The 22,134-nt window shown below is 62.2% G+C and carries 12 protein-coding genes; 3 read left to right on the top strand and 9 right to left on the bottom strand.

The window, feature by feature from the left end:
• Window positions 1–103: 103 nt before the first annotated feature.
• The 6 genes from ARB25_RS03220 to ARB25_RS03195 form a co-directional block, all read right to left on the bottom strand.
• Window positions 104–466, bottom strand: a complete 363-nt coding sequence (locus tag ARB25_RS03220; protein WP_055285739.1) for a desulfoferrodoxin family protein — start codon at window positions 464–466, stop codon at window positions 104–106.
• Between the two features lie 165 nt (window positions 467–631).
• Window positions 632–4,096: a DEAD/DEAH box helicase gene (locus tag ARB25_RS03215; RefSeq protein ID WP_055285737.1), complete on the bottom strand. Its 3,465-nt coding sequence runs from the start codon at window positions 4,094–4,096 to the stop codon at window positions 632–634.
• 161 nt (window positions 4,097–4,257) lie between these two features.
• Window positions 4,258–8,061, bottom strand: a complete 3,804-nt coding sequence (gene dnaE, locus ARB25_RS03210; protein ID WP_055285735.1) for a DNA polymerase III subunit alpha — start codon at window positions 8,059–8,061, stop codon at window positions 4,258–4,260.
• 174 nt (window positions 8,062–8,235) lie between these two features.
• The gene (locus tag ARB25_RS03205) at window positions 8,236–11,868 is read right to left on the bottom strand and encodes a UvrD-helicase domain-containing protein (RefSeq protein ID WP_055285733.1); all 3,633 of its coding nucleotides are present in this window, start codon (window positions 11,866–11,868) and stop codon (window positions 8,236–8,238) included.
• A gap of 3 nt (window positions 11,869–11,871) precedes the next feature.
• On the bottom strand, window positions 11,872–14,970 hold the full coding sequence (locus tag ARB25_RS03200) for a PD-(D/E)XK nuclease family protein (protein ID WP_055285731.1): 3,099 nt from the start codon (window positions 14,968–14,970) through the stop codon (window positions 11,872–11,874).
• A gap of 183 nt (window positions 14,971–15,153) precedes the next feature.
• A complete protein-coding gene (locus ARB25_RS03195; RefSeq protein ID WP_022094855.1) occupies window positions 15,154–15,453 on the bottom strand; it encodes a YerC/YecD family TrpR-related protein in 300 nt (99 codons plus the stop codon).
• A gap of 325 nt (window positions 15,454–15,778) precedes the next feature.
• Here ARB25_RS03195 and ARB25_RS03190 point away from each other — a divergent pair, with 325 nt between their 5' ends.
• The gene (locus ARB25_RS03190) at window positions 15,779–16,138 is read left to right on the top strand and encodes a phage holin family protein (RefSeq protein ID WP_055285729.1); all 360 of its coding nucleotides are present in this window, start codon (window positions 15,779–15,781) and stop codon (window positions 16,136–16,138) included.
• Window positions 16,139–16,282: 144 nt separating this feature from the next.
• On the opposite strand, the gene ARB25_RS03185 is transcribed toward ARB25_RS03190, so the two are convergent.
• A complete protein-coding gene (locus ARB25_RS03185; protein ID WP_055285727.1) occupies window positions 16,283–16,711 on the bottom strand; it encodes an RrF2 family transcriptional regulator in 429 nt (142 codons plus the stop codon).
• 253 nt (window positions 16,712–16,964) lie between these two features.
• Here ARB25_RS03185 and cysK point away from each other — a divergent pair, with 253 nt between their 5' ends.
• Together cysK and mnmA are read left to right on the top strand one after the other, a co-directional pair.
• Window positions 16,965–17,903, top strand: coding sequence for a cysteine synthase A (gene cysK, locus ARB25_RS03180; protein WP_055250951.1), 939 nt, complete (start codon window positions 16,965–16,967; stop codon window positions 17,901–17,903).
• A gap of 58 nt (window positions 17,904–17,961) precedes the next feature.
• Window positions 17,962–19,185, top strand: a complete 1,224-nt coding sequence (mnmA, locus tag ARB25_RS03175; RefSeq protein WP_301280523.1) for a tRNA 2-thiouridine(34) synthase MnmA — start codon at window positions 17,962–17,964, stop codon at window positions 19,183–19,185.
• Between the two features lie 8 nt (window positions 19,186–19,193).
• Here the strand turns inward: mnmA and ARB25_RS03170 are convergent, their stop codons facing one another.
• Window positions 19,194–20,567 (bottom strand): HipA domain-containing protein, encoded by a 1,374-nt coding sequence (locus ARB25_RS03170; protein ID WP_055285726.1) that lies wholly within the window; start codon window positions 20,565–20,567, stop codon window positions 19,194–19,196.
• A gap of 138 nt (window positions 20,568–20,705) precedes the next feature.
• Window positions 20,706–21,749: a M42 family metallopeptidase gene (locus tag ARB25_RS03165; RefSeq protein ID WP_055285724.1), complete on the bottom strand. Its 1,044-nt coding sequence runs from the start codon at window positions 21,747–21,749 to the stop codon at window positions 20,706–20,708.
• Window positions 21,750–22,134: the final 385 nt, after the last annotated feature.

Below are 22,134 nucleotides of genomic sequence, written 5' to 3'. Positions count from 1 at the left end.
CGTCGTAAACCATCGAAATCGTAGTAAAAGCGCCGGCCGCATAATGCAGTCGGCGCTTGCATGTGCATATGCTAGCTATGATACCCCGAGCGGGGGCGCGCTCCTAGAATGTCGCGGACCACAGCCCGTGCAGGTTGCAGTAGGCATAGACGGTACCGGTCTTGGAGCCGCCCGCGAAAAACGTCGCGGGTTTCATGCCGGGCTCAAGGTAATGAACCTCTAAGCGGCCCTCGGCCTCAAGCGCAATCCACTCAATGTAGTGTTCGGGCAGGCTGGGGTGCTCGACCGAGCCAACGCGTGCACGAATCACGTGACCGTCGCGCTCGGTCTCGACAACAGGCACGTGCTTCTCGTGCGCCGCGTCCTCAGTGTTTGCGGTCAGTTCCGTGCAACCGGCAGGGGTCGCAACGTCGTCGCCAAGGGCAGCGATGAGCTTACCGTCGGGGTCCTTAAAGAATTTCGCCATGATGTTCTCCTTTGCTGATGTGCCAATGTTCTTGATGGTTCTTATGCCCAAAGGCAGACAAACCATCCACGGCATTGCAAATGAACACATAACGGATCAGGCAAGCGGTCGGGCCAAAATGCGTCGACCGTCCTGCCCACTCCAGCAGTCCCACCCCGCGCGCGGCTAGCGCCCGTCGCCGCCGAGAAGCGCCAGAACATCCTCGCGCGTGAACAGTGCCGACGAGATGCCGTCGCCGCCGAGTACGCTGTTGACCAGGTCGCGCTTGGACTCCTGCATCTGCATAATGCGTTCCTCGATCGTGTCCTTGGCGATGAGCTTGTACACGGTCACGGCATGTTGCTGGCCAATACGGTGTGCACGGTCAGTCGCTTGGTCCTGCGCCGCCACGTTCCACCACGGGTCGTAGTGAATGACCACGTCGGCAGCCGTCAGGTTAAGGCCCACGCCACCCGCCTTGAGCGAAATCAAAAAGACCGGAACCTCGCCCGCTTGGAACTGCGCGACCATCTTGGCGCGGCTCTCCTTAGACGAAGCGCCCGTGAGCTTAAGGAAGGCGATGTCCTCCTTGGCCAAGCGCTTACCGATGATATCGAGCATACCCGTAAACTGGCTGAACAACAGGATGCGATGCCCGCCGTCGAGCGCGCCGTGCACGAGCTCCATGCACGTATCGAGTTTGGCGCTCCCCGCCTTGTAATCCTCGTAGTGTAGACGCGGGTCGCAGCAGATCTGGCGCAGCTTGGTGAGCTCAGCGAGCACCTTGAGCTTGTCTTTCTTAAACTCGGATGACTCGCGGTGCTGCACCTGCTGGGCGATGCGGTCCTGGTTGGCCAGGTAGAGCTTGCGCTGCTCGCCGGTGAGCTGCGCCATGACCGTATCCTCGATCTTCTCGGGCAGGTCGGCCACCACGTCCTCCTTGACACGGCGCAGCACAAACGGCGACACGAGCGCCTGCAGGCGAGCGGCACTGTCGCCCTCGGCATGCTCGACCGGGCTTTCGAAGCGCTTGGCAAACGACTCGCGCGTGCCGAGCAGGCCCGGCATTAAAAAGTCGAAGATGCTCCAGAGCTCGGATAGGCGGTTTTCGATGGGCGTGCCCGTCAGGGCAAAGCGCACGCCGGCAGGCAGGCGCTTTGCGGCGCGCGCCACCTGCGTGAGCGGGTTTTTAATGTACTGGGCCTCGTCGAGCACCACACGGGCAAAGTCCTGCTCGGCGTACTCATCGATATCGCGGCGCATAAGGTCATACGACGTCACGACCACGTTATGCTCGGCCACGCCGGCGATTTGCACGCGACGCTGGGCCTTGGCGCCCACGATGGCGCACACATCGAGCGACGGGGCGAAGCGCTCCAGTTCGGCGGTCCAGTTGTACACAAGCGACGCAGGGCACACCACAAGCGTGGGCTTAGTGTCCCCCGCCTCCACGCGCGCCAGGATATGCGCGATCATCTGGAGTGTTTTGCCCAGACCCATGTCGTCGGCCAAAATACCGCCAAGGCCCAGGTGTTCGAGCGAGCCGAGCCACTGGTAGCCGTCGACCTGGTAGCCACGCAGCGTGGCCTTGAGCGAGGCAGGTACCGTAAAGTCCATCTTGCCGAGCGTGTCCAGGCGCTCGACGGTACGGCGGAACGCAGCGTCGCGATCGGCCTCAAGCACCGGCGTGCGCGCAAGCATGCTGTCGACGAACAGGGTACTCGACGCGGGAAGCGACACGCCGTCGAGCAGGTCGACAGCATCGACCCCCAGATCCTCGGCAAGGCCAAACGCGGCTCGGGCGCCCTCGTCCAGGCGAATGATGTCGCCGGACGTAAGGCGCGCAAACGTCTGGTGACGCTTGTAGGAGTCCAGATAGATGGCAAGGTCTGCCGCCGAAAGCCCGCTCGCGCTCAGTTCGACGTCGAGCAGGTTACTCTTGACGGTCGCACGCACCGAAAGCTTGGGCGCGGGGCGGACCGAAATCTGGCGCAGACGGTCGCTGAGCATGACCTCACCAAGCTTGGACAGGGCGGATAGGCCCTCGGTCAGCAGGCAGAACAAGCTCTCGTCATCGCGCTCCTCAAACGCCAGACCGCCCTCGTAGAAATCGAAGTACAGGGCCGCCGTGTCCATAACGCGAAACTCCGCCACCTCGTCGCGGGGCGGCACGCCCGGGCGCTGCTCTTCGAAGGGGCTGCCCGGAGCGCCCAGACTAAAGAGGTCTGCCGACCAGTCGCCGTAGGTAACCGTAATTTTGCAGGTCACGAGCCCATCGTCGACGCCGATTGCCATAGCAAAGCTCGGCTCGGGCGCCACGGTATCGAGCGCAGCGGGCGCGGTAAGGTCGGTATAGTCGCGCAAAATGGGCAGAGCCATACGACAGAACTCCCCCACCTGGTCGGCAGCGATATGGACTGGCGTGCGACAGGGCAGCAAGCGCGATAGGAACGGCGCCGCATGCTGGGCAAACGCTACATCGGTGCGGCGCGCACGGCGGGTGTCGACCAGATAAGCTACGTCGCCCGAAGCAAAGCAGTATGCATCGGCCGGCAGGCGCAGATCGTAGCTACCACCAGCCGCCGGCGCGATTTTGGCGGCAAGGAGCGGTGGGCGCTTAGCGGACGCCTCGTCCTCCCCTTGCGGAGACAGCTCAACCGCCACGTCATAGGTGCGATGCGTCGTCGTCCCCCGCGACCAAGCGGGCTCAAAGGAGATGGTCTGGCCGCGCAGCAGGTCCAGCACATATACGATGCTATGCTCGGACAGCGGCAACTGACGCTCGGCGACAAAACCGCTGCGGGCAAAGTCGTACGACGCCGAACGCGAGCTTGTGATGTCATCGAGATAGGCAACTGTCGTCACAACAAGGTTGAGCAGCTTTGTCGACACGTCTTCGAAGGCTTCGGGCGTATGGGCAAACGTGAGCTTCTTACCGTACGAGAAGGTGCCGCCTCGGACATAGGCGTCGGCCATGCCGTCGATATCCTTGACCACGTAGGACACCGAACCGCAGCGAATGCGGAACTCGAGCGCCCAGCTAAAGCGGTCTGCGAACAGCGGATTGTAGTACGGCACCAGCGAGGGCTCCAACACCGCCTTGGGGGCATCGGGATCCACACTGCTGGCGAGCTTGCGGCGCATGCTCGCCAGCTCATCCATGCGCGCGTCCGAAAGATCGGAGAGCGCCGCCATGAGGCTGGGACTCGTGGGGACGGGCGCCGGAAAGGGAAAGTTGGGATTGACGGCCGGCGCTTTGGGCGCGGTGCGCGCGGGCTGTTTCGGCTGCGCCGTAAACGTGCGGACCGGCGTGCGCAGGCCCTCGACGGGCTCGGCACCGCTGGCGTCCAGGTACGCCAGCGCCGTGGCGATGGCGTGCTTGCACATGCCGGGGTAACGATAGGCGGCGGGGCAATCGCAGTCGTAGTCGATCACCTCGTGCTCGTCCATGTCAAGCGCCACGTGCGTCTTGTACAGGTCGCCGCGCGAGCCGCGCACCGAGCCCTCAACCGTCACGTTTTTGGAGAAGCGCGAGCCGCTGTCCTCGATCGACAGCACGGCGCCGTTGAGCATGAGCGAACGCCCCTTCATAAAGGTACTGCCGAGCGCCGCCTCCTTACGAAGCGCCTGCGCAAACGTCCCCTGCGCCATCACTTCCTCCAATCTCACCCGGGGTAGCTAATTTGGGACGGGGCTATTTTAGCTACCCCCATATGTCGGTTGAGATGTATTCCGACCCCGACTCATTCGCCATCAGCCAAAGGGTAGCTAAAATAGCCCCGTCCCAAATTAGCTACCCCGGCAAAGGCATCCTAGATAACCGTCACGCGGCCCTGGTTACCCACAATCGCCTTTGCCTCTGCCAGCAGCGGAATCGAGCGTGCATTGACCTTGGCCGGCACCTCAGCGCGCAGCACGCGCCCGTCGACTTGCTCAATAAAGATCTCCACGCGGTCGCCGCCCGGGTTGGTGGTGAGCACCGTGGCCAGGCGCGCCATATTGCCCTGGCTAAAGCGGCTGTTGGGCACCATGACCTCAAAGACCTTGGGCTTGTTTTTCTCCTCGCTAAGCTCCAGCGGCACAATCTCCTGCGCGATGATCTGGTCGCCGCGGTCCGAGCGCTCGAGCTTGCCCTTAATGCGCACAAACGCGTCGGACAGCTGCGCGCCGGTCTCGGGATCGACCTCGCCGTACAGATACCCCTCGGCCTCTTTGTAGGTCTTGGGGAACACCACGACCGTGGCCTCGCCTTCCATGTCCTCGAGCTGCACGATGCCCATGGGGTCGCCGTTTTTGGTCACGCGCTTGGACACGCTCGAGACCATGCCGGCCCACCACAGCGCCTTGCCCTCGGGAATCTCCTGGTTGATGGTACCGCCCGTGGGGTTTTGCACCTCATAGCCGGTGTCGATCTGCGAGAACGAGAAGTCGCGCGCTTTGCTAAGTGCATACTCAAACGGGCGCAGCGGGTGGTCCGAGACATAGATGCCCAGAACCTCTTTCTCCTGGCTCAGCTTAAGGTGGCGGTCCCACTCCTGGCCATCCGGATCGGGCACGCTCACCTCAAAGCCCGAGCCCTCAACGTCGCCAAACATATCGAAGAACGACGTCTGGCCGCTCGCGCGATCCTTCTGGCGCTTTACTGCGGCATCGATGATGTTCTCGGGGTTGTTCTTGTCCACAAAGTGCATCATCTGGCGACGCGGATACCCCGTGGAGTCGAAGGCGCCTGCCTTGATGAGCGATTCGATCACGCGGCGGTTTGCCTGGCTGGAGTCCACGCGCTCGACAAAGTCGTGCAGCGTCTTAAACGGGCCGCCCGCCTCGCGCTCGGCGATAATCGCCTGCGCCACGCCGGTGCCCACGCCGCGGATGCCGGCCAGACCAAAGCGCACGCCCTCCTTGGTAGCCGTGAACTCGGTACCGGACTCGTTGACATCTGGCGACAGCACGGGGATGCCGTCGTGACGGCATGCCGAGACGTAGTGCACGATCTTGTCGGTCTTACCCGTGTAGGACGTCAGAACGGCCGCCATGTACTCGTGCGGATAGTGCGCCTTGAGCCACGCCGTCTGCATAACCAGGATGGCGTAGCCGGCGGAGTGCGACTTGTTGAAGGCGTAGGACGCGAATTCAAGAACATCGTCCCAAATCTTCTGGGCGACCTCGCGCGTGTAGTTGTTCTTGATAGCGCCGTTCATCCAGTGGTCGTAGGTGGTCTCGTCCGAGCCATCCTCCCAGTGGAGCACCGTCGACGTGAGCAGCTTGATCTTTTTCTTAGCCACGGGCTTACGGATACGCGAGTCCGATTCGCCCTTGGAGAAGCCGCACATCTCGACGGAGATGAGCATAACCTGCTCCTGGTAGACCATGGTGCCGTAGGTTTCGCCCAGGATGTCGTCCAGACGGTCATCGTAGGAGACGGCCGGCTCCTTGCCGTTCATACGGTTGATGTAGGACGAGACCATGCCGGCGCCCAGCGGGCCCGGGCGGTACAGAGCGATCAATGCCACGACGTGCTTGTACTCGGTGGGCTTCATGTTCTTGATCGTGGCCGTCATGCCGGCGGACTCGACCTGGAAGACGCCGGCGGTGTGACCGGAGCCCATGAGCTTAAAGATCTCGGGGTCGTCAAAGGGAATCTCTTCCTCTTTGATGTCGATGCCGAAGTTCTTTTTGATGTTAGCCTTGGCCTTAGAGATAACCGTCAGCGTGCGTAGACCCAGGAAGTCCATCTTGAGCAAGCCCATGTCGGCAACGGTATGACCCTCGTACTGGGTAATCTCGACGCCGCCCTTGGTATCGAGCTTGGTGGGTACGTGCTCGTTGACGGGATCGCGGCAGATCAGAACGGCGCACGCGTGCACGCCCTCGCCACGGGTGAGGCCCTCGATCGAGAGCGCCGTGTCGATGATGCGGCGAGCGTCGTCATCCTTTTTATAGGCCTCGGCAAAGTCGGGGTTAAACAGATCCTCTTTGCCGGGTTGTTTTTCGAGCACCTGCTTGAGCTTGACCTTGGGGTCGCTCGAGACCATCTTGGACAGGCGCTGGCCCATGTAGACCGGGTAGTCCAGGACGCGCGCGGCGTCGTTGATGGCCTGCTTGGCCTTAATGGTCGAGTAGGTGATGACGTGGGTGACCTTCTCGGGGCCGTAGAGCTGGCGAACGTGCTCCACGACCTCGAGGCGCCGCTCATCGTCGAAGTCCATATCGATATCGGGCATCTCGGTACGCTGCGGGGACAGGAACCTCTCGAACATCAGGCCGTTCTCGAGCGGGTCAAACGCGGTGATGTTCATGGCGTAGGCGACGATAGCGCCGGCGGCCGAGCCACGGCCGGGGCCGACGCCGATGCCGTTGTCCTTAGCCCATTGCACGTACTCGGCGACGATCAAAAAGTAGGCGGCAAAGCCCTTGTCGCAGATGACCTTGTATTCGTACTCAAAGCGCTCTTTGATGTTGACGCCGCCGATCTCGCGCGTGGCCCAGTCGTCACCGTAGTGCTGGCGCAGGCCTTTCTCGCACTCGCGGCGGAACTGGCTCTCGTGCGTCTCGCCGGGATCGAGCAACGGGAAGCGCGGCAGGATGATGGAGTCCCAGTCCAGTTCCACGTAGCACTTGTCGGCAATCTCGAGCGTGTTGTCACAGGCCTCGGGGCAATACGGGAACATCGCCCGCATCTCCTCCTCGGTCTTCATATAAAACTCCGAGCCGGTCATGCGCATGCGGTTGGGGTCGTCGACCTTGGCGTTCATGCCGATGCACATGATGACGTCCTGCACGGGCGCATCCTCGCGGCGCAGGTAGTGAAAGTCGTTGGTAGCGATGACCTTGACGCCCACCTGTTTGGCGATGTCGATGAGCGTACGGTCCATCTGCTCGTCGGTCAGGCCATTATCGGTGGTAATGCCGTGTTCCTGAATCTCGATATAGAAGTCGCCGGGATCGAAGGTGTCGCGGAAGGTTTCGGCCCACTTGATGGCGCCTTCCATGTCGCCGCGGTCGATGTGTTTGGGGATGATGCCCGCAATGCAGGCGCTCGTGCAAATCATGCCCTTGGCATGGCGACGCAGGTTGTCGAGCGTCACGCGCGGCTTGTAGTAAAAGCCCTGCACGGCGGCCTCGGAAACCGTCTGCATCAGGTTGACATAGCCCTCCTGGTCCTTGGCCAGAAGGATCATGTGGTAGAGCTCGGGCTTGTGGTCGCGGGCAAGGGTCTCGTCCGGCGTAAAGTAGACCTCGCAGCCAAAGATGGGTTTGATGACCAGGGGCGGCTTGAGCTCGTCGATATTGCCCTTCTCGTCCCACATGGCCATGTCCTTCACATACTGGGCATGCTCGCGCGGGTTTTCCTCGGGATCGGGCTCCACCAGCTCGTCACGACGGTCCTTTTCCAAGAAGGCCTTGTCGTGGCTCCAGGTTTTGTACTCGGGCGTGTTGTGGTTGACGGCGTCGCAGGCCAGCGCCAGGTCGGGCACGCCATACATGTAGCCGTGGTCGGTAATGGCCACGGCGGGCATGCCCAGCTCAACGGCACGGTTGACCATATCCTGGATACGGGTTGCGCCGTCGAGCATGGAAAAGACAGTGTGGTTGTGCAGATGGACGAATGCCATGTGATGAGCTCCGATGCGGGTTCGTGTTCTGACTGAACGATTTTACCGCACGGCGCGGACGGCACCCGAACCTAGCCAAACCCACACGGCTCCTCTTGCAGTTGCGGTGAAATACGGACTGTTTGGCGGCTTTTTTGGCCAAAACAGTCCGTATTCCACCGCAAGTTATTGAGGTTAGAGATTGTAGGTGACTACTTGAGGTTCGGCGGGTTCGACGAAGATGGCTGGATTCGCCTGCTCCACGCGGACGAACTTGACGGTCACGGCCTCAAAGCCCGCCTTGTGTAGAACATCAGCGTAGACGCGCGCCTGCAGGGCGTGCTTCTCGAGCAGCTGTTCCGGCGTCTCATCCGGCGTGCCACCCGTCTTGTAATCAATGACCAGGGCGCGCGACGGATCGGCCGGGTCGGTGGCCAGTGCATCGATGGCGCCCTCGGCATAGGCACCGTAGCGAGCGATGTCCTCGTCCTCGCAGCCCAGCGAAAAGAACGGCACCTCGGCGCGAACGCACGGCCACGCGAGCAGGTCGGCACGAACAGCCGACTTGAGCCAGCGGTTCAGGGCAACGTCGAAGCGTTCGCGCTGCTCCGGCGTCAGGCGCCACAGACGCGCCAGTGCATCGGCGCGCGCAGCGGGCAACGCGTCGGCACCCATCTCGATGAGCCACTGGCAGGCGGCGTGGAACGCCGAGCCCAGCGCCATGGGGTTGCCGGCGGGCTCAACGACGGCCACGTCCGCATCGGCCATCTCCGAGCCATCCGACTCTGCATCATCGCCAGCCTCGTCCATGGGCACGTGCGCCTCGGCGGCACGGTCCTCGGACTCGGCATGCAGCGCCGCGGCAATTGACGAGTAGCTGTACGAATCGCGCTCCGGATACGGGCAGGTGCCCATGCGCACGCCCACCGCCTGGGGATACACGAGCTCAAACGCATCGGGCTCGGGGTCGGCAGGACCGGGAACGGCGGCGCGGGCATCTGCACCGGCACCCTCCGGCTCCGCATCGCCGCGGACAAGCCTGCCCTCGGCATCCAGCGAAGCGTTTGCCTCAAACGCCTGCTCGCCAAAGGTAAAGCCCGTGAGCGAAATGAGCTCGTAGTCGCCCGGCTGGGAGTTGTCGAACACCAGGCGGTCGGCATCGAGCTGCGGTATGTCCAGAGCGTCGGTCGGCAAAATACGGCGCAGCACATCGTAGGTCAGATCGGTCTCGACGTCGAAGGTCGGCGCCGTCACCTTGCCACGGCTCACGCCGGCATCCATCGCCAAGATCACCAGCTCGCGCGCACGCGTCATGGCAACGTAGAGCAGACGAGCCCGTTCCTCGAGCGAAAGCTGCAGGTCGTCGTTGCGCAGGCGGGCAAATGCCTCGGCGGGAGAGCCCGTCGCGCATACGTCCTCCATGAGCTCCGGCGGCAGCCACAGCGACGTGCCCTTGCCCTTAAACGCATGCTCAAGCTGCTTTTTAACGTCGTCGCCCTTCACAAAGGTCCCATCGGCAAGCTTAACGCCATCAAAACGAGCTGGCAGTGCCACGACCTGCGCTCCGCCCTCGACGCGACCCATCTGTGCCGCACCCGAGGACTTACGCACGCCAAAGCACTCGGCAACCGCCACGACCGGATATTCCAGACCCTTGGACGCATGCACCGTCATGATGCGCACTGCGCCGTCACCCTCCTCGTTGAGGGCACCCGGGGCCTCCTTGCCCGCCAAGAAGCGGTCGAAGGCCAGCGCGATGGAACGCGGAGAATTGCCGAGCTCGGCCTCTGCCTCGGCCACGGCGTCGAGCGCCTTGAGCACGTTGGCGGCAATGGCCTTGCCTTCGGGGCCGCGCTGCGCCAGGCGCACGAACCAGCCGGAGGCATTGACCACGTCGAGCGCGATGGCGGCGAACGAATCGCGCCCCACGCGGCGCAGTGCATAGCGCAGCACCTCGCGGGCACGCGTCACGAGCGGCAGGTCTTGCAAACCCGGCACGTCGGAATCGCTCATGATGCCCATGTCGATATTCCGGCGCGAGGTCTCCCCTGTCTCGCTATCGAGCTTGGTCGCCAGCGCCAGGAACTCCTGAGCGCCGAGCGCAAACATCGGCGAGGCGAGCAGCGGCATAAGGCCCCGCGCCGTATCGGCCGGATTGGCGAGCGCACATACCAGGGCGCGCACCGTCTGCACCTCGGCTGCCTGGGCAAAGACCGAACCACCCGCGATGACGCAGTCGAGCCCCTGGTCGCGGAAGGCCTGGGCGTAGACGTCGGCGTTGGTCATGCGGCCCAGCAGCAGCACCATGCCGCCCTGGGGCTGGCCGGCATCGGCAAGCGCGCGGAATCGCTCGGCGATCGCACGGGCCTTGGCCTGTGTGCGTTCCTGCGTAATGCCGCCGGCAACAAAGAGGGCCTGGCGACGCGAGGCGTCTGCCACCAGCGTGTCCTTGCGGCCGTCGCTCGCCTCAAGATCCAAAAAGCCCTGCATCAGGCCGCCGTCATCGCCGTCGAAGACGCGTGCCACGTAACGCAGTACCTCGTCATGGCTGCGGAAGTTGCGCACGAGTTTGACGAGTTCGCCGGCAGGGGCGTCGGCCACGGCAGTCGCCTCGGGCGCGGCAGACGAGCCCACCTTGCGCTCCTGACGACGGAACACCTCGACCTCGGCGCCACGGAAGCGATAGATGGACTGCTGCGCATCGCCCACAGTGCACAGCGCGCGCTCCCCCGCACCCGTCAGGTAACGGATCAGATCGACCTGCATCTGGTCGGTATCCTGAAACTCATCGATCATGACCATCTTAAAGCGGCCCTCGTAGGCGGCTCGGATGGCGGGATAATCGCGCAGCGCCTCATATGCCATGCGCAGCAGATCGTTATTGTCGAGCGCGGACTGGTCGGCCTTGAGCGCACGGTACTCCGCCTCCACGGAACGGGCCAGGCCCACCAGCGCATCGAGCGCCGGGCCACCGCAGGCAAGCACGATATTGATAAACGCATCGGCGGCCTCGGCCTTGAGCAGCTCGGCCTGCTCCTTAGGGAATGCCTTGCTCGCGCGCGGCATGGTGCACGACATCATGAGTCGCGCCGCATCGGCCATGGTCTTGCCGCTCGCCTCGAACGCGTCGATGGCATCGAGCGCCGCCTGTGCCTTCTCGGTCGAGGCCTTGCTCGCACCCAGCGCCGCGCGATAGGCATCGGCGAGTGCCGAGGTATCGGCCTGGCCGCGCGCCACGCGCACGTCGTCCATACCGCCCGGCAACTGGCTCGACAGCTCCAGCAGGTCGCGCACCAGACCCTTGATGGTCGTACCGCCGCCAAAGGAACCGCCCTCGCCCGCCATGGGATACCAGGCATAGAGGGCCTTGAGCGATGCCGCGAGCTCGGGGGCGGCATCGGGTGCCGTCGCGCGACCCAGCACATGCTCAACAGCCTGGTCCATGAGCTCGTCGGTATCGGTGAGCACCGTGAACTCGGGGTCGATGCCCAGCTCCAGCGCGTGCGCGCGCAGGATACGCGAGCACATGCCGTGAATGGTCGAGATCCACGCGTCGTCGACGGTCAGTGCTTCCTCGTCCATGCCCTCGTCGATAAGCGCACGGCGCACGCGGTCGCGAATCTCGGCCGCGGCATCTTTGGTAAAGGTAATGGCGAGCACCTGGTCCAGATGCTCAACGAACGGACCGGATTCGGGCGAGAGCGCATAGACGATGCGGCGCGTGAGGGTAAAGGTCTTACCCGAACCGGCGCCCGCCGAGACAAACAGCGGGCGGTCGAGCGTTTTGACAATCTGCAGCTGTTGCGGCATCAAAGTCGAAAGATCCATGGTCTACACGTCCCTCCTTACAAACGTTCCTTCGTGGTTATACGAGCAGCGCGCATGCGCGGCCTGAGCCGACGCCGGGTCGACGGCGGCAACGTTGCCCGCCTCGAGCTCGCGCAGGCGCTCGGCGATGCCGGCCTCCACGCGATCGAGCAGGGCATCGAAGTCCATGCTGCCGCCCTCGCCCGGGAAGCCCTTCTTGAGGCCCGGGATGCGACCGTCACCGCGCTCTTCCTCGAGCAACTCGGCGCTCGCCGCACCGCGCAGCGCGGGCTTGCCGCCCTTGGTCGAAAAATAGAGCGCTGCACGGGTATCCAAGCCCAGTGCCCGACGCATGGCCTGCGCGTAGATGAGCGTTTGGGTATGGGGCGGCAGCCAGCGCGGGTCGTCGATGGGAGCCTCGCCCGTCTCCTCGTCACGCACCGTGGGGTCGGCAAGCTTAAACTCCTCGACACCCGAACGATGCTTGTAGTCGATTACCACGGCGCGGTTCTCGGCGTCCACGTCCACACGGTCGATGCGCCCGCCGAGCGGCCAACCGGCATACTCGACCTGGAGCTCGTTGAACGCAAACTCCAGGTAGCGCGGGGCAAAGGGGGCAAGTGCCTCGGACTCGTAGGCAAGCACGCCCTCCAGCTGCGGCAAGATCTCGGCCACCTGGCGCTCCTCCACCGCAGAGAGCGGCACCAGCGGGCCCTCCGTGCCGCGCTTGCCGGCGTGCTCGGCCAACGTCTCGTCAAAGACCTCGTGCAGCAGCTCCTGAGCACGCGGCAGATTCTCGGGCGTCACGCGCTCCATGCCTTCTTGGGGCAGACGGGCATGCAGATGCTCCAGCACGTCGTGGACAAAGTTGCCCTTCTCCATGTTGCCAAAGCCAGCGTCGATCGACTGGGGCTTGACGCGATACGAGACGAACCAGCATAGCGGACAGGTCGAATAGGCCTCGATCTGCGAGGCAGACGTCAAGCGCGGCACCAGCGGCGCATCCTCGCCCTCGCCATCGCGACGGCGCAGGACCAAATACGGCACGGCCTCGGCACTCAGATGCTGAGGGGCTTCACAGGTCACGCGCTCGCGCTTGAGGCCTTCACCTGCCGCGGGATCAAAGTCGGCGATGATATCGCCCTCGCCCACGCACGTGGGCTTGGCAGCGCCAGCGGCCTCGGCATGTGCCCGCAGCTCGGTCCATACGGCTGCCGGGTAGCACTCGCGCGCCTGGCGATCGTGCGTCACGCGGGCGAGCGCGACCGGACCGCTCGCCGCCTGCATCGCACGGCCAAAGCGCACGCGCAGCAGGGCGGCGGGCTCCAAAGACACGCCATCGCGGCGCAGCTCGGCCGTCAATGTGGCAAGCGGGCCCTCTTCGTGCGAAAGCGGATAGCTGTCCAGGTCGACATCGGCAAACAGCACGGCATCGTAGCCGCCAGGACGCAAAACCGACGCATCGGCAAGCGACACGAAGCGCACTTGTGCCCGTGGCGTGCGATCGACCTCGTAGGTCGCGTAATCGTAAGCGGTACTGCGCTTGTCCACCTTGGTTCGAACGCCGTCGAGAACCGGCACGGTCGCGGCCTGCGACACGTCGAGTGCGCGAGCATCGTTCATAAGGATGTCGATGGCATGGCGCAGCAAAGCCGTCTCTGCCTGGCGACGGGCCTGGCCGTCAAGGCCGCCTAGAGCGCGATCGGGCAGCGCCTCGGCAACGGCGAGCATGGCCTTGAGCGCCGTCACGGGTTTGTCGCGCCACAGCGCCTGGAACACGTCCGAGACCACACACGGCACGTTCTTAAACCAGTTTTCGTCGCTCGCCGCCTTGCGCGCGCCCCTCACCTGACCCTGGACGCTCTGCAGCAGGCTCTTAACGCCCGCAGTGGTCTTGTTGCGCGACAGGCGTATGTTCTTGTCGAAGCCGCGGGCGCTCGCGGCGTCGGCACCCGAAAGCGGGCTATAAATCCAGTCGGTAAGCTCCGGAGCGGGCCACCACTCGGTCTTGGAAGCGGTGCCCTCGTCGGCGGCTTTCATACGCTCGATCAGGTTGGCGAGCGCCGTAAACTGCCTGCCCGCGATGGACTGGGAAAACGCCGTGAACTCAGTCGTCTCGGCCGCAATGTGACGCGCCGCCAGACGGGCAGCGAGTTCGCCGAACAGCTGGGGCGCCCGGGCGGAAACTACGAGCACGCGCGCGGGGTCCGCAGACGCCGTGACACCGCCGTCGACCGCGGCGTCCTCACACGTTTTTACCAGCCCATCGATTGCATCCACATAGGCGTGGGCGCGGGCGTGAGGGCCGGCAACCTCTATAAAGGTAGGCTGAGCGGCGGACTCGGAGGCAGTCTGGGGCACAGTGGCACCCTCCCCCAGCGGCGCGACCTCAAACAGCACACCGCGGGCATCAAATGCCGTGGCAAGCTCCTCGCGCATCGCCGCCTGCTCGCGGGCAAGCAGCACGACGACCTCTCCCCCATTGTTCGCCACGGCAGACAGCAGCTCGAGCAGACCGTGCGTTAACGACGTGATACCGCGCACGCATACGGCGCGAGTGCACGTCGGCAGGCTATCGGCCAGGGCACCGGCCATAATGTCGGCTGCCTCGCAGGGCTCGACCATATCTCGACGGTCCAAGCCGCTCGCATAGGCGCTCAACAGCTCGAACACGCGGGCCTCAGCGTCGCTTTTGGGCTCGGGTTGAGCGGCGGCATCGCGGCAGCGTTCGTCGCCCGTCCCCGCCACGCCAGGCAACACATCGCGGGCCATACGCGCAAGCATGCGCACCGTGCCCTGACTGCGCGAAAGCGGCTGCAGGTCGGCATCGTCGAGACGCGTGACCATGTCCGAGAACAGCATCTGGCGCTGCAGGTTGTCGACGAAACCGCGCCCGTCGCCCAAAAGCTCCCAAAGCGAGCGAAGCCACGATGTAGGCGTCTTGTAGTCGATACCCAGCGAAACGCCGGCTTCCGCCGCATCATGACGGCACAGGTCGAGCTCGGCAAACGTTGGTGCCAGCAACACGGCACGCCCGTAACGGGCAATAAGGTCGGCAAGCAGCGCCGACTCGGCATCGCTCAAATCCGTGCCGGCATTGGTGGTATAGATTCGAACAGGCATGGTCCTCCGCTCAAACTGTTCGCAATAATCAATGCATCCATCCTACCCGCCCAAGCGGACACATTGCCACCGCAGCTCCATCTTTTGGTACAAAGCAACCTGACCCCAACGCACCAGCCGATTGCGGGCATATAAAAACCGCCCCCGGGAGAGCGGTTTTGCACAATTCGTTTTTGGCGCGGCCTACTCGCCATCCTCCAGTTTAATGAGGATCTTGCGGTAGCCACCGTACTCGCCGTTGAGCGCCTTGGACACACGGCTCACCGTGGTGGACGAAGCGCCGGTACGGGCCTGAACCTCAACATAAGGCTCGCCCTCGTCCAAATAGCGCGCAACCTGCAAACGTTGAGAAAGGTCGCAAATCTCGCGCGGCGTGCAGATATCGGTCAAAAACGCTTGGATATCCTTCTCGTCGTCCAAAAGGCTAAATGCGTGGACCAGCTGCTTGACATCAGGCTTGTCAAACATGTTCTCGATATTCATCGATCACCGCCAAACCCGCCAAAAGGCATCGAAGTTGATACTGACATCGGGCATCGTTCGCCCGTTCTATGCAATAGGGCAACGCCTGTGGCTTTTGCCCGTAGCAGTGTAGCACACCACCAAACTAAAGCGACAAGACTCTCTGTCAGCGGCGCGTTTTTCAGGACGAACGCCGTTTTGAAATCGAATGCGCACGTAAGCTCCACGAATATTTGCGACAATGGGCATCCAGGCAAGGCCCCGCGTTCGCGCAGCCGTCCAAGTCGCCACGGCAAGCTGCTTCACGCGTCACTAACTCTTCCCGCGCAAGAAAGGACCCCCTACCATGCGCTTTATGCTTAACTGGCTCTTTACTTCGATCGCCATCGCGATCGCCACGTTCCTCGTCCCCGGCATCCAACCCTTCGGTTTTGCCGAGGCCTGGGTCTGTTTCGCCTTTGTGGGACTGTTCCTCAACATCGTCGATTCGCTCGTCAAGCCGTTCCTGACGGTCATCTCACTGCCGCTCACTATTATTACGCTTGGTATTTTTCAGCTCGTAGTCAACAGCTTTATGCTCGAGCTGGCCAGCTACCTGTCGGTCAATCTGTTGGGCGCTGGTATCTCCATTGCCGGCTTTGGATCGGCCTTTATGGGCAGCATCCTGGTATCCATCATGCGCAGCATTCTCGATAGCATCGCCTAGGGCTAGAACTGTTCAATACGAACCGTCATATCGACCCAAAACGAAGGCCGCCCATCGCAAAAATGGGCGGCCTTCTTATTTGTCAAGTCTCAAAGGGCGAGAGAATCTACCATTTCCGCTCCGTCCCCAAATGGCGGGTATGGGTTAGATGACGTAGTCGTAGCCATGGTTGGGAGCGACAAGTTGATCAAGCGTCACACCGTCGAGGTAGTCGTTGATGAGCTTGTCCAGGTTCTTCCACACGTCGAGCGTGGGGCACTCGTCCGAACGCGAACAGCCCTTGCAGTCGCCGTCCAGGCATGCGACCGGCGCCAAGCTGCCCTCGGTCAGGCACAGGATCTCGCCCACCGTATACTGCTCGGGCGGGCGCGTAAGCACGTAGCCGCCGCCCTTGCCGCGCATGCCCGAGAGCATGTTGGCGCGCACGAGCGTAGCCAAGATGTTCTCGAGATATTTCTCGGAAATCCCCTGTCGCGCCGCGATCTCTTTGAGCGGGATGCGACCGGCCGCCTGGTGCTCGGCCAGGTCGACCATAACGCGCAGGGCATATCTGCCCTTAGTAGAAACCAACATGTATAGTGCTGCCTTTCGGTCATTTAGTCCGTAGAAATTCTAGCCGAAAAATTTGTTTTGAAAATACCCGTTCCGGTCAAGATGGTTAATCGACTCGTAATAATCTTCTATTTCCTATTGCGTTACTAGGCTTTACTGTCTACTATGCTTGCCAACAGCAAAACGAACAACCCATAAGGTTTGTGGGTTTCGCTGCTACACACACCGTAAAACCACACGGTATCCAGTCATTTGAACACTTTGGAGGTTCATCATGAGCAATGTTTACACGTCCATCGATCAGCTTATCGGCCACACTCCGCTTCTGGAGCTCACTCACTTTGAGGCCGATGAGGACCTCAAGGCCCGCGTGCTCGTCAAGCTGGAATACTTCAACCCCGCCGGCTCCGTCAAAGACCGCGTCGCCAAGAACATGATCGACGAGGCCGAGAAGGCCGGCAAGCTCGTGCGCGGCGGCGACTACACCATCATCGAGCCCACGAGCGGCAACACCGGCGTCGGCATCGCCTCGGTGGCGGCGGCTCGCGGCTACAAGGTGATCATCACCATGCCCGAGACTATGTCCGTCGAACGCCGCAAGCTTATGCAGGCATATGGCGCACAGCTCGTGCTCACCGACGGTTCCAAGGGCATGAAGGGCGCCATCGCCAAGGCCGAGGAACTGCAGAAGGAGACGCCCAACAGCATCATCGCCGGCCAGTTTGTGAACCCCGCCAACCCCGCCATCCACAAGGCCACGACCGGCCCCGAGATCTGGGATGACACCGACGGCAAGGTCGACATCTTCGTCGCCGGCGTCGGCACCGGCGGCACCGTGACCGGCGTGGGCGAGTTCCTTAAGGAACAGAACCCCGAGATTCAGGTCGTCGCCGTCGAGCCCGCTACCTCCCCGGTGCTCTCCAAGGGCCAGGCCGGCCCGCACAAGATCCAGGGTATCGGCGCCGGTTTTGTGCCCGACGTCCTCGACACCCAGGTCTACGACGAGATCATCCCCGTCGAGAACGACGACGCCTTTGCGACCGGCCGCGCCGTGGGCCACAAGGAGGGCGTGCTCGTGGGCATTTCGTCCGGCGCCGCCGTGTGGGCCGCGCTACAGCTGGCCAAGCGCCCCGAGAACGAGGGCAAGACCATCGTGGCGCTGCTCGCTGACACCGGTGAGCGCTACCTGTCCACGGCACTGTTCCAGGACTAGAGCTTCTCGTTCTTAGAACGAGTCCAAGGCACGCCGGCCTTCCCTCTCTTCTGGCAGCCTGGGCTCATCCCAACAGGGCGTCCCACATGACGCCCGAACTTGCTACAATGTCTGCGGCGCGGAACCAGCCTCCCGCGCCGCTTTTCTTTTTTGGCCACATGCCACCAAGGAGAACCTCCCCATGCACAACAAGCGCGTGCTCGTCGCCATGAGCGGCGGCGTCGATTCCAGCTTGACCGCGTACCTGCTCAAAAGCCAGGGCTACGAATGCGTCGGCGCCACCATGCGCCTCACCTGCCCCGCACCCGATCCCGCCACGGGCATGAGTAAGGTCGACCGCGACATCGCCGATGCGAAGGCCGTCGCCGAGCGTCTGGGGATACCCCACCATGTGCTCGACTTGCAGCAGACCTTCGACCGCAATGTTATCGAGCGCTTTGTTAACGCCTACCAGGAGGGGCTGACGCCCAATCCGTGCATTATCTGCAACCGCCACATTAAGTTTGGCGCGCTGCTCGATGCGGCGCTGGATATGGGCTGCGACTACATCGCCACGGGACATTACGCCAAAACAAGCCAGGCGGCAGACGGCACCTGGCAGCTACATCGCGGCGAAGATCCCAAAAAGGACCAGAGCTACTTTTTGTATTCGCTTACGCAGGAGCGCCTGGCGCACACGATCTTTCCGCTGGCAGGCCTGGACAAAGAGCGCGACGTGCGCCGCATAGCCGCCGAGCAGGGCTTTACCAACGCCAAGAAGGCCGAAAGCGAGGACATCTGCTTTATTCCAGACGGTGACTACGCGGGCTATATCGAGCGCCGCTGCGGACATCCCGCTGCACCGGGCGACATTGTGTGGCGCGATGGCAGCGTGGTCGGGCGCCATAACGGCGCGCTGCGCTACACCATCGGCCAGCGCAAAGGCCTGGGCGTAGCGATGGCGCATCCCGTGTATGTGACGGGCGTCGACGCCGCCAACAACACCGTGCATCTGGGCGAGGCCGAGGACCTGACCGCCGCTGCCCTCACGGCCGATGAGTGGATCTGGAGCGCGCCGGACGCACGCATGGAGGCGGAGCTCGACGCCGGCGGCATTCACGTCGGTGCCAAGTACCGCTACCGTCAAAAGGACCAGGCAGCGACCCTTACGCGTGACGAAGACGGGCAAATGCTGCTAACTTTTGACGAGCCACAACGAGCCATCGCCCCCGGCCAGGCCGTTGTAGTCTACCGCGGCGACATCGTCCTCGGCGGTGGTACCGTGACCGGCGCACTTAAGTAGCCGCAGGTTTATCGCTGCACGTGTCGAAGCACCTCAACAGCGGCACTAACCTCGATTACGCGACGCTCGAGGCCGCGGCAAATGGCCTCGAGTCGACCCTCCGCCGTCGCCCATTCGCTCTGCGAAAGAAACTCGATCGCCTCATCAACAAATCCGTTGAGCCGCGATGGATCGAACCAATCGAGCGAGTCCGCAAGCGCCAGCTGGACGGAAGGGTCGGGCCCAAACGGCTTAGCGGAAAACCCAAACTCCCCAGCTGCGAGCACGGCAGTTGGTACGTTGTACCACAGGCAGTTGCCGCTATCGAACAGCGGGGCAGGCCTTATCTCCAGGGTGTCGACATTGCGGATGATGCCGAAGTTTCGCCAATGGCGGTCGCTGTTGGCCAAAAGGGCATCGCAGACAATCATCTGCGACATAGACCTTCTCACGGCAGCCTCGTCTGCTCCATGCTTACCAAGGAAGCGGCAGTACCGGTCGTACGTCGAGTTTCCCCGCTGGCTACCAAGTGCGCCCTTAACGGAAACAGCCGGAACGTATTCCTCGCGGCCGTCAAGAAAGTCGTCGCACAGACACACAGGGCCATCGAACATCCGCTCAACCGTATAAGGAACAAACTCGCCCTCCGACAGCAAGCGACGATGTAGAGCCGTTGCAACCGCCTCGTTAAAGGGACGCTGATCGTCCACGCCACATCCCTTGACCAGAACACGAGCGCCGTTTCGGATCATCCACGATTTAGGAAGCTCGCCCTCGGATGTGTTGTCGGGATTTTTAAGACCGATGCCTTCCAGCCAACCCGAACGCTCTTCGGGCGCCGATCGCTCAAATTCGTTCTCAAAGTAATTGATGTTTCGCCATTTAAGTTCGGTGCAATCGGTCGGCCGCAGCCAATAACAATCAGAAAGCGAGAGGCCCAGGCACCGAACCGGAACCTCGATGCCACAGGCAATTCCCAGTTCGCGATAGCGCGAGACGAGTCCGGGGCGGACGTCAGGCACCGACCGATGGCTCCACCACACGTTGAGTTCCCGTTTATTCACCGTAGGAGAAGAGCTCGAGCACGTGCCAAACGGCATCCTCTGCTCATCGAGTACCTCGGCGATTTCGAAGGGAAACTCACGCGTCGGATCAAATGAGACACGCGCAACCTCGTAATCGGCGGACATCAGTGTAAACTTGCGCCCCACATCGGCCGCAGGACGGCGCCCACGTTTGCGGACCTTTTGATAAGCGACCGCGGAATTGTACTCGACCATCTTCCGTCCGCCCACAATATCGCACGCGAGCGTTCCCGATGAGGCAAGTTGAGATATGCGGGCTTTCGTAACGCCCAGCAGGCGGGCAGCATCACCCATAGACAAGTACTCAGACGTATCCATACACCGCATCACCTCGTTAAGTAATTTAAACGTTTAGTTAATAGATTACATACATCATAATACTAAACAACCCAAAGCGAAAAAAGGCCCGAGAAATCGGGCCTTAGCGATTGGTCAGCCGAGTCGCAAGCTACTCCCCTAGCGCTGAACGTAGGCGCGAACCAGCTCGTAGGTATTGCGCACGCCGTCGATGTGGCTGCGCTCGTAGTTGTGGCTCGCGTACACGCCGGGGCCGATCAAACCATGGCGAATGTCGTAGCCGGCCGAGAGCGTGGCCTCGACGTCGGAGCCATAGTGCGGGTACACATCGATGGCGTAATCGAGCTCCAGCTCGCGCGCGATGTTGGACAGCGTGGTTACCAGGTCGTAGTTGTACGGACCGCCCGAATCCTTGGCGCAGATCGAAACCATGCGCTCGGTGCAGCCCAGGTCGTCGCCCACGCAGCCCATGTCCACGCTGATCATCTCGCGCGTGTCGGCCGGCACAAAGGCACCGCCGTGGCCGACCTCCTCGTACACGGTAAAGAGCAGCGACACCTTGCGCGAAAGCGTCACCTCGCCGTCAGCAACGGCGCGGGCCAAGCCCAGCAAAATGGATGCCGACAGCTTGTCGTCAAGGAAACGGCTCTTGATGTAGCCACTCTCCGTCACCGTGGTACGCGGATCCATAGCGATGATGTCGCCGGTCTGAATACCCAGCTCGAGCACATCGTCCTTGCTGTCGACATTCTCGTCGAGCAGGATTTCCATGTTCTTCTCGATGGTCTTGACCGGCTCATCGGCCACATGCGCCGAAGGCTCGGTGTTGAGAACCACGCCCGTGTACACATTGCCATCGCGCGTATAAACGGTGCAGTTCTCGCCATCGGCCGTAGACCACTGATGCCCGCCGAGGGTCGTGGGGCGCAGACGACCATTGTCCTTAATGGAACGCACCATGGCGCCCAGGGTGTCGACATGGCTCGCCAACACAAGCGGCTCACCCTCGCCACCAAGCTCAACCAGCACGTTGCCCTTATTAGAACGCTCAGGCCCAAACCCCATATCGCGCAGGGTCTCCATCAGATAATCAGTCGCCGCATGGGTATAGCCGGTAGGGGAGGCAATAGAAGTCAGCGTCTTAAGCTGTCCTGCGATATAGGAGAGCGTCTCCTCTAGAGAAGCATCAATATTAGAAGTCATATGCATCCTTCCAAGTAAAACTAAGGCCGAGTCCCGATTTTAACCGTTCTGCACGTGCAATGCCCCAGGAGCCGAGCCGCCTCCAGACGTCCCCGCACCGGTTTTGTGCACGTGCACGGTTTACAATCTCAATCTTGCATAAATCCTATTGGTATTTGCATAGAAATGAGGCATCTTTTTGCTTCGTCTCAGGGTGCCCCACCTTGGACCGTGCAAAAACGGAGTATTCAGCACCGTGGGCCCCAACGGCCCCATCACGAACGACAAAACGACGCGGTTACAGCAGTGTTGCAGGTCGTCGCAAAGCAGAAACTCAGTAACAACCCCCTCCACTCATCGATAGCCCGCCCACAATGGCTGTCGATGGGCGCCTGCGGATCACTAC

Source organism: Collinsella aerofaciens (genome assembly GCF_001405375.1).
Taxonomy (GTDB): domain Bacteria; phylum Actinomycetota; class Coriobacteriia; order Coriobacteriales; family Coriobacteriaceae; genus Collinsella; species Collinsella aerofaciens_F.
The sequence above is the reverse complement of the archived record's forward strand: the minus strand, read 5'-3'. Positions and strand labels throughout refer to the sequence as shown.

Excerpts from the sequence above, each read along its gene's own strand:
- ARB25_RS03200 (WP_055285731.1), bottom strand. The coding sequence starts at position 14,970 with ATGCCTGTTCGAATCTATACCACCAATGCCGGCACGGATTTGAGCGAT.
- ARB25_RS03185 (WP_055285727.1), bottom strand. The coding sequence starts at position 16,711 with ATGTTGGTTTCTACTAAGGGCAGATATGCCCTGCGCGTTATGGTCGAC.
- ARB25_RS03190 (WP_055285729.1), top strand. The coding sequence starts at position 15,779 with ATGCGCTTTATGCTTAACTGGCTCTTTACTTCGATCGCCATCGCGATC.
- ARB25_RS03220 (WP_055285739.1), bottom strand. The coding sequence starts at position 466 with ATGGCGAAATTCTTTAAGGACCCCGACGGTAAGCTCATCGCTGCCCTT.
- dnaE (WP_055285735.1), bottom strand. The coding sequence starts at position 8,061 with ATGGCATTCGTCCATCTGCACAACCACACTGTCTTTTCCATGCTCGAC.
- cysK (WP_055250951.1), top strand. The coding sequence starts at position 16,965 with ATGAGCAATGTTTACACGTCCATCGATCAGCTTATCGGCCACACTCCG.
- ARB25_RS03170 (WP_055285726.1), bottom strand. The coding sequence starts at position 20,567 with ATGGATACGTCTGAGTACTTGTCTATGGGTGATGCTGCCCGCCTGCTG.
- ARB25_RS03205 (WP_055285733.1), bottom strand. The coding sequence starts at position 11,868 with ATGGATCTTTCGACTTTGATGCCGCAACAGCTGCAGATTGTCAAAACG.
- ARB25_RS03165 (WP_055285724.1), bottom strand. The coding sequence starts at position 21,749 with ATGACTTCTAATATTGATGCTTCTCTAGAGGAGACGCTCTCCTATATC.
- ARB25_RS03215 (WP_055285737.1), bottom strand. The coding sequence starts at position 4,096 with ATGGCGCAGGGGACGTTTGCGCAGGCGCTTCGTAAGGAGGCGGCGCTC.
- ARB25_RS03195 (WP_022094855.1), bottom strand. The coding sequence starts at position 15,453 with ATGAATATCGAGAACATGTTTGACAAGCCTGATGTCAAGCAGCTGGTC.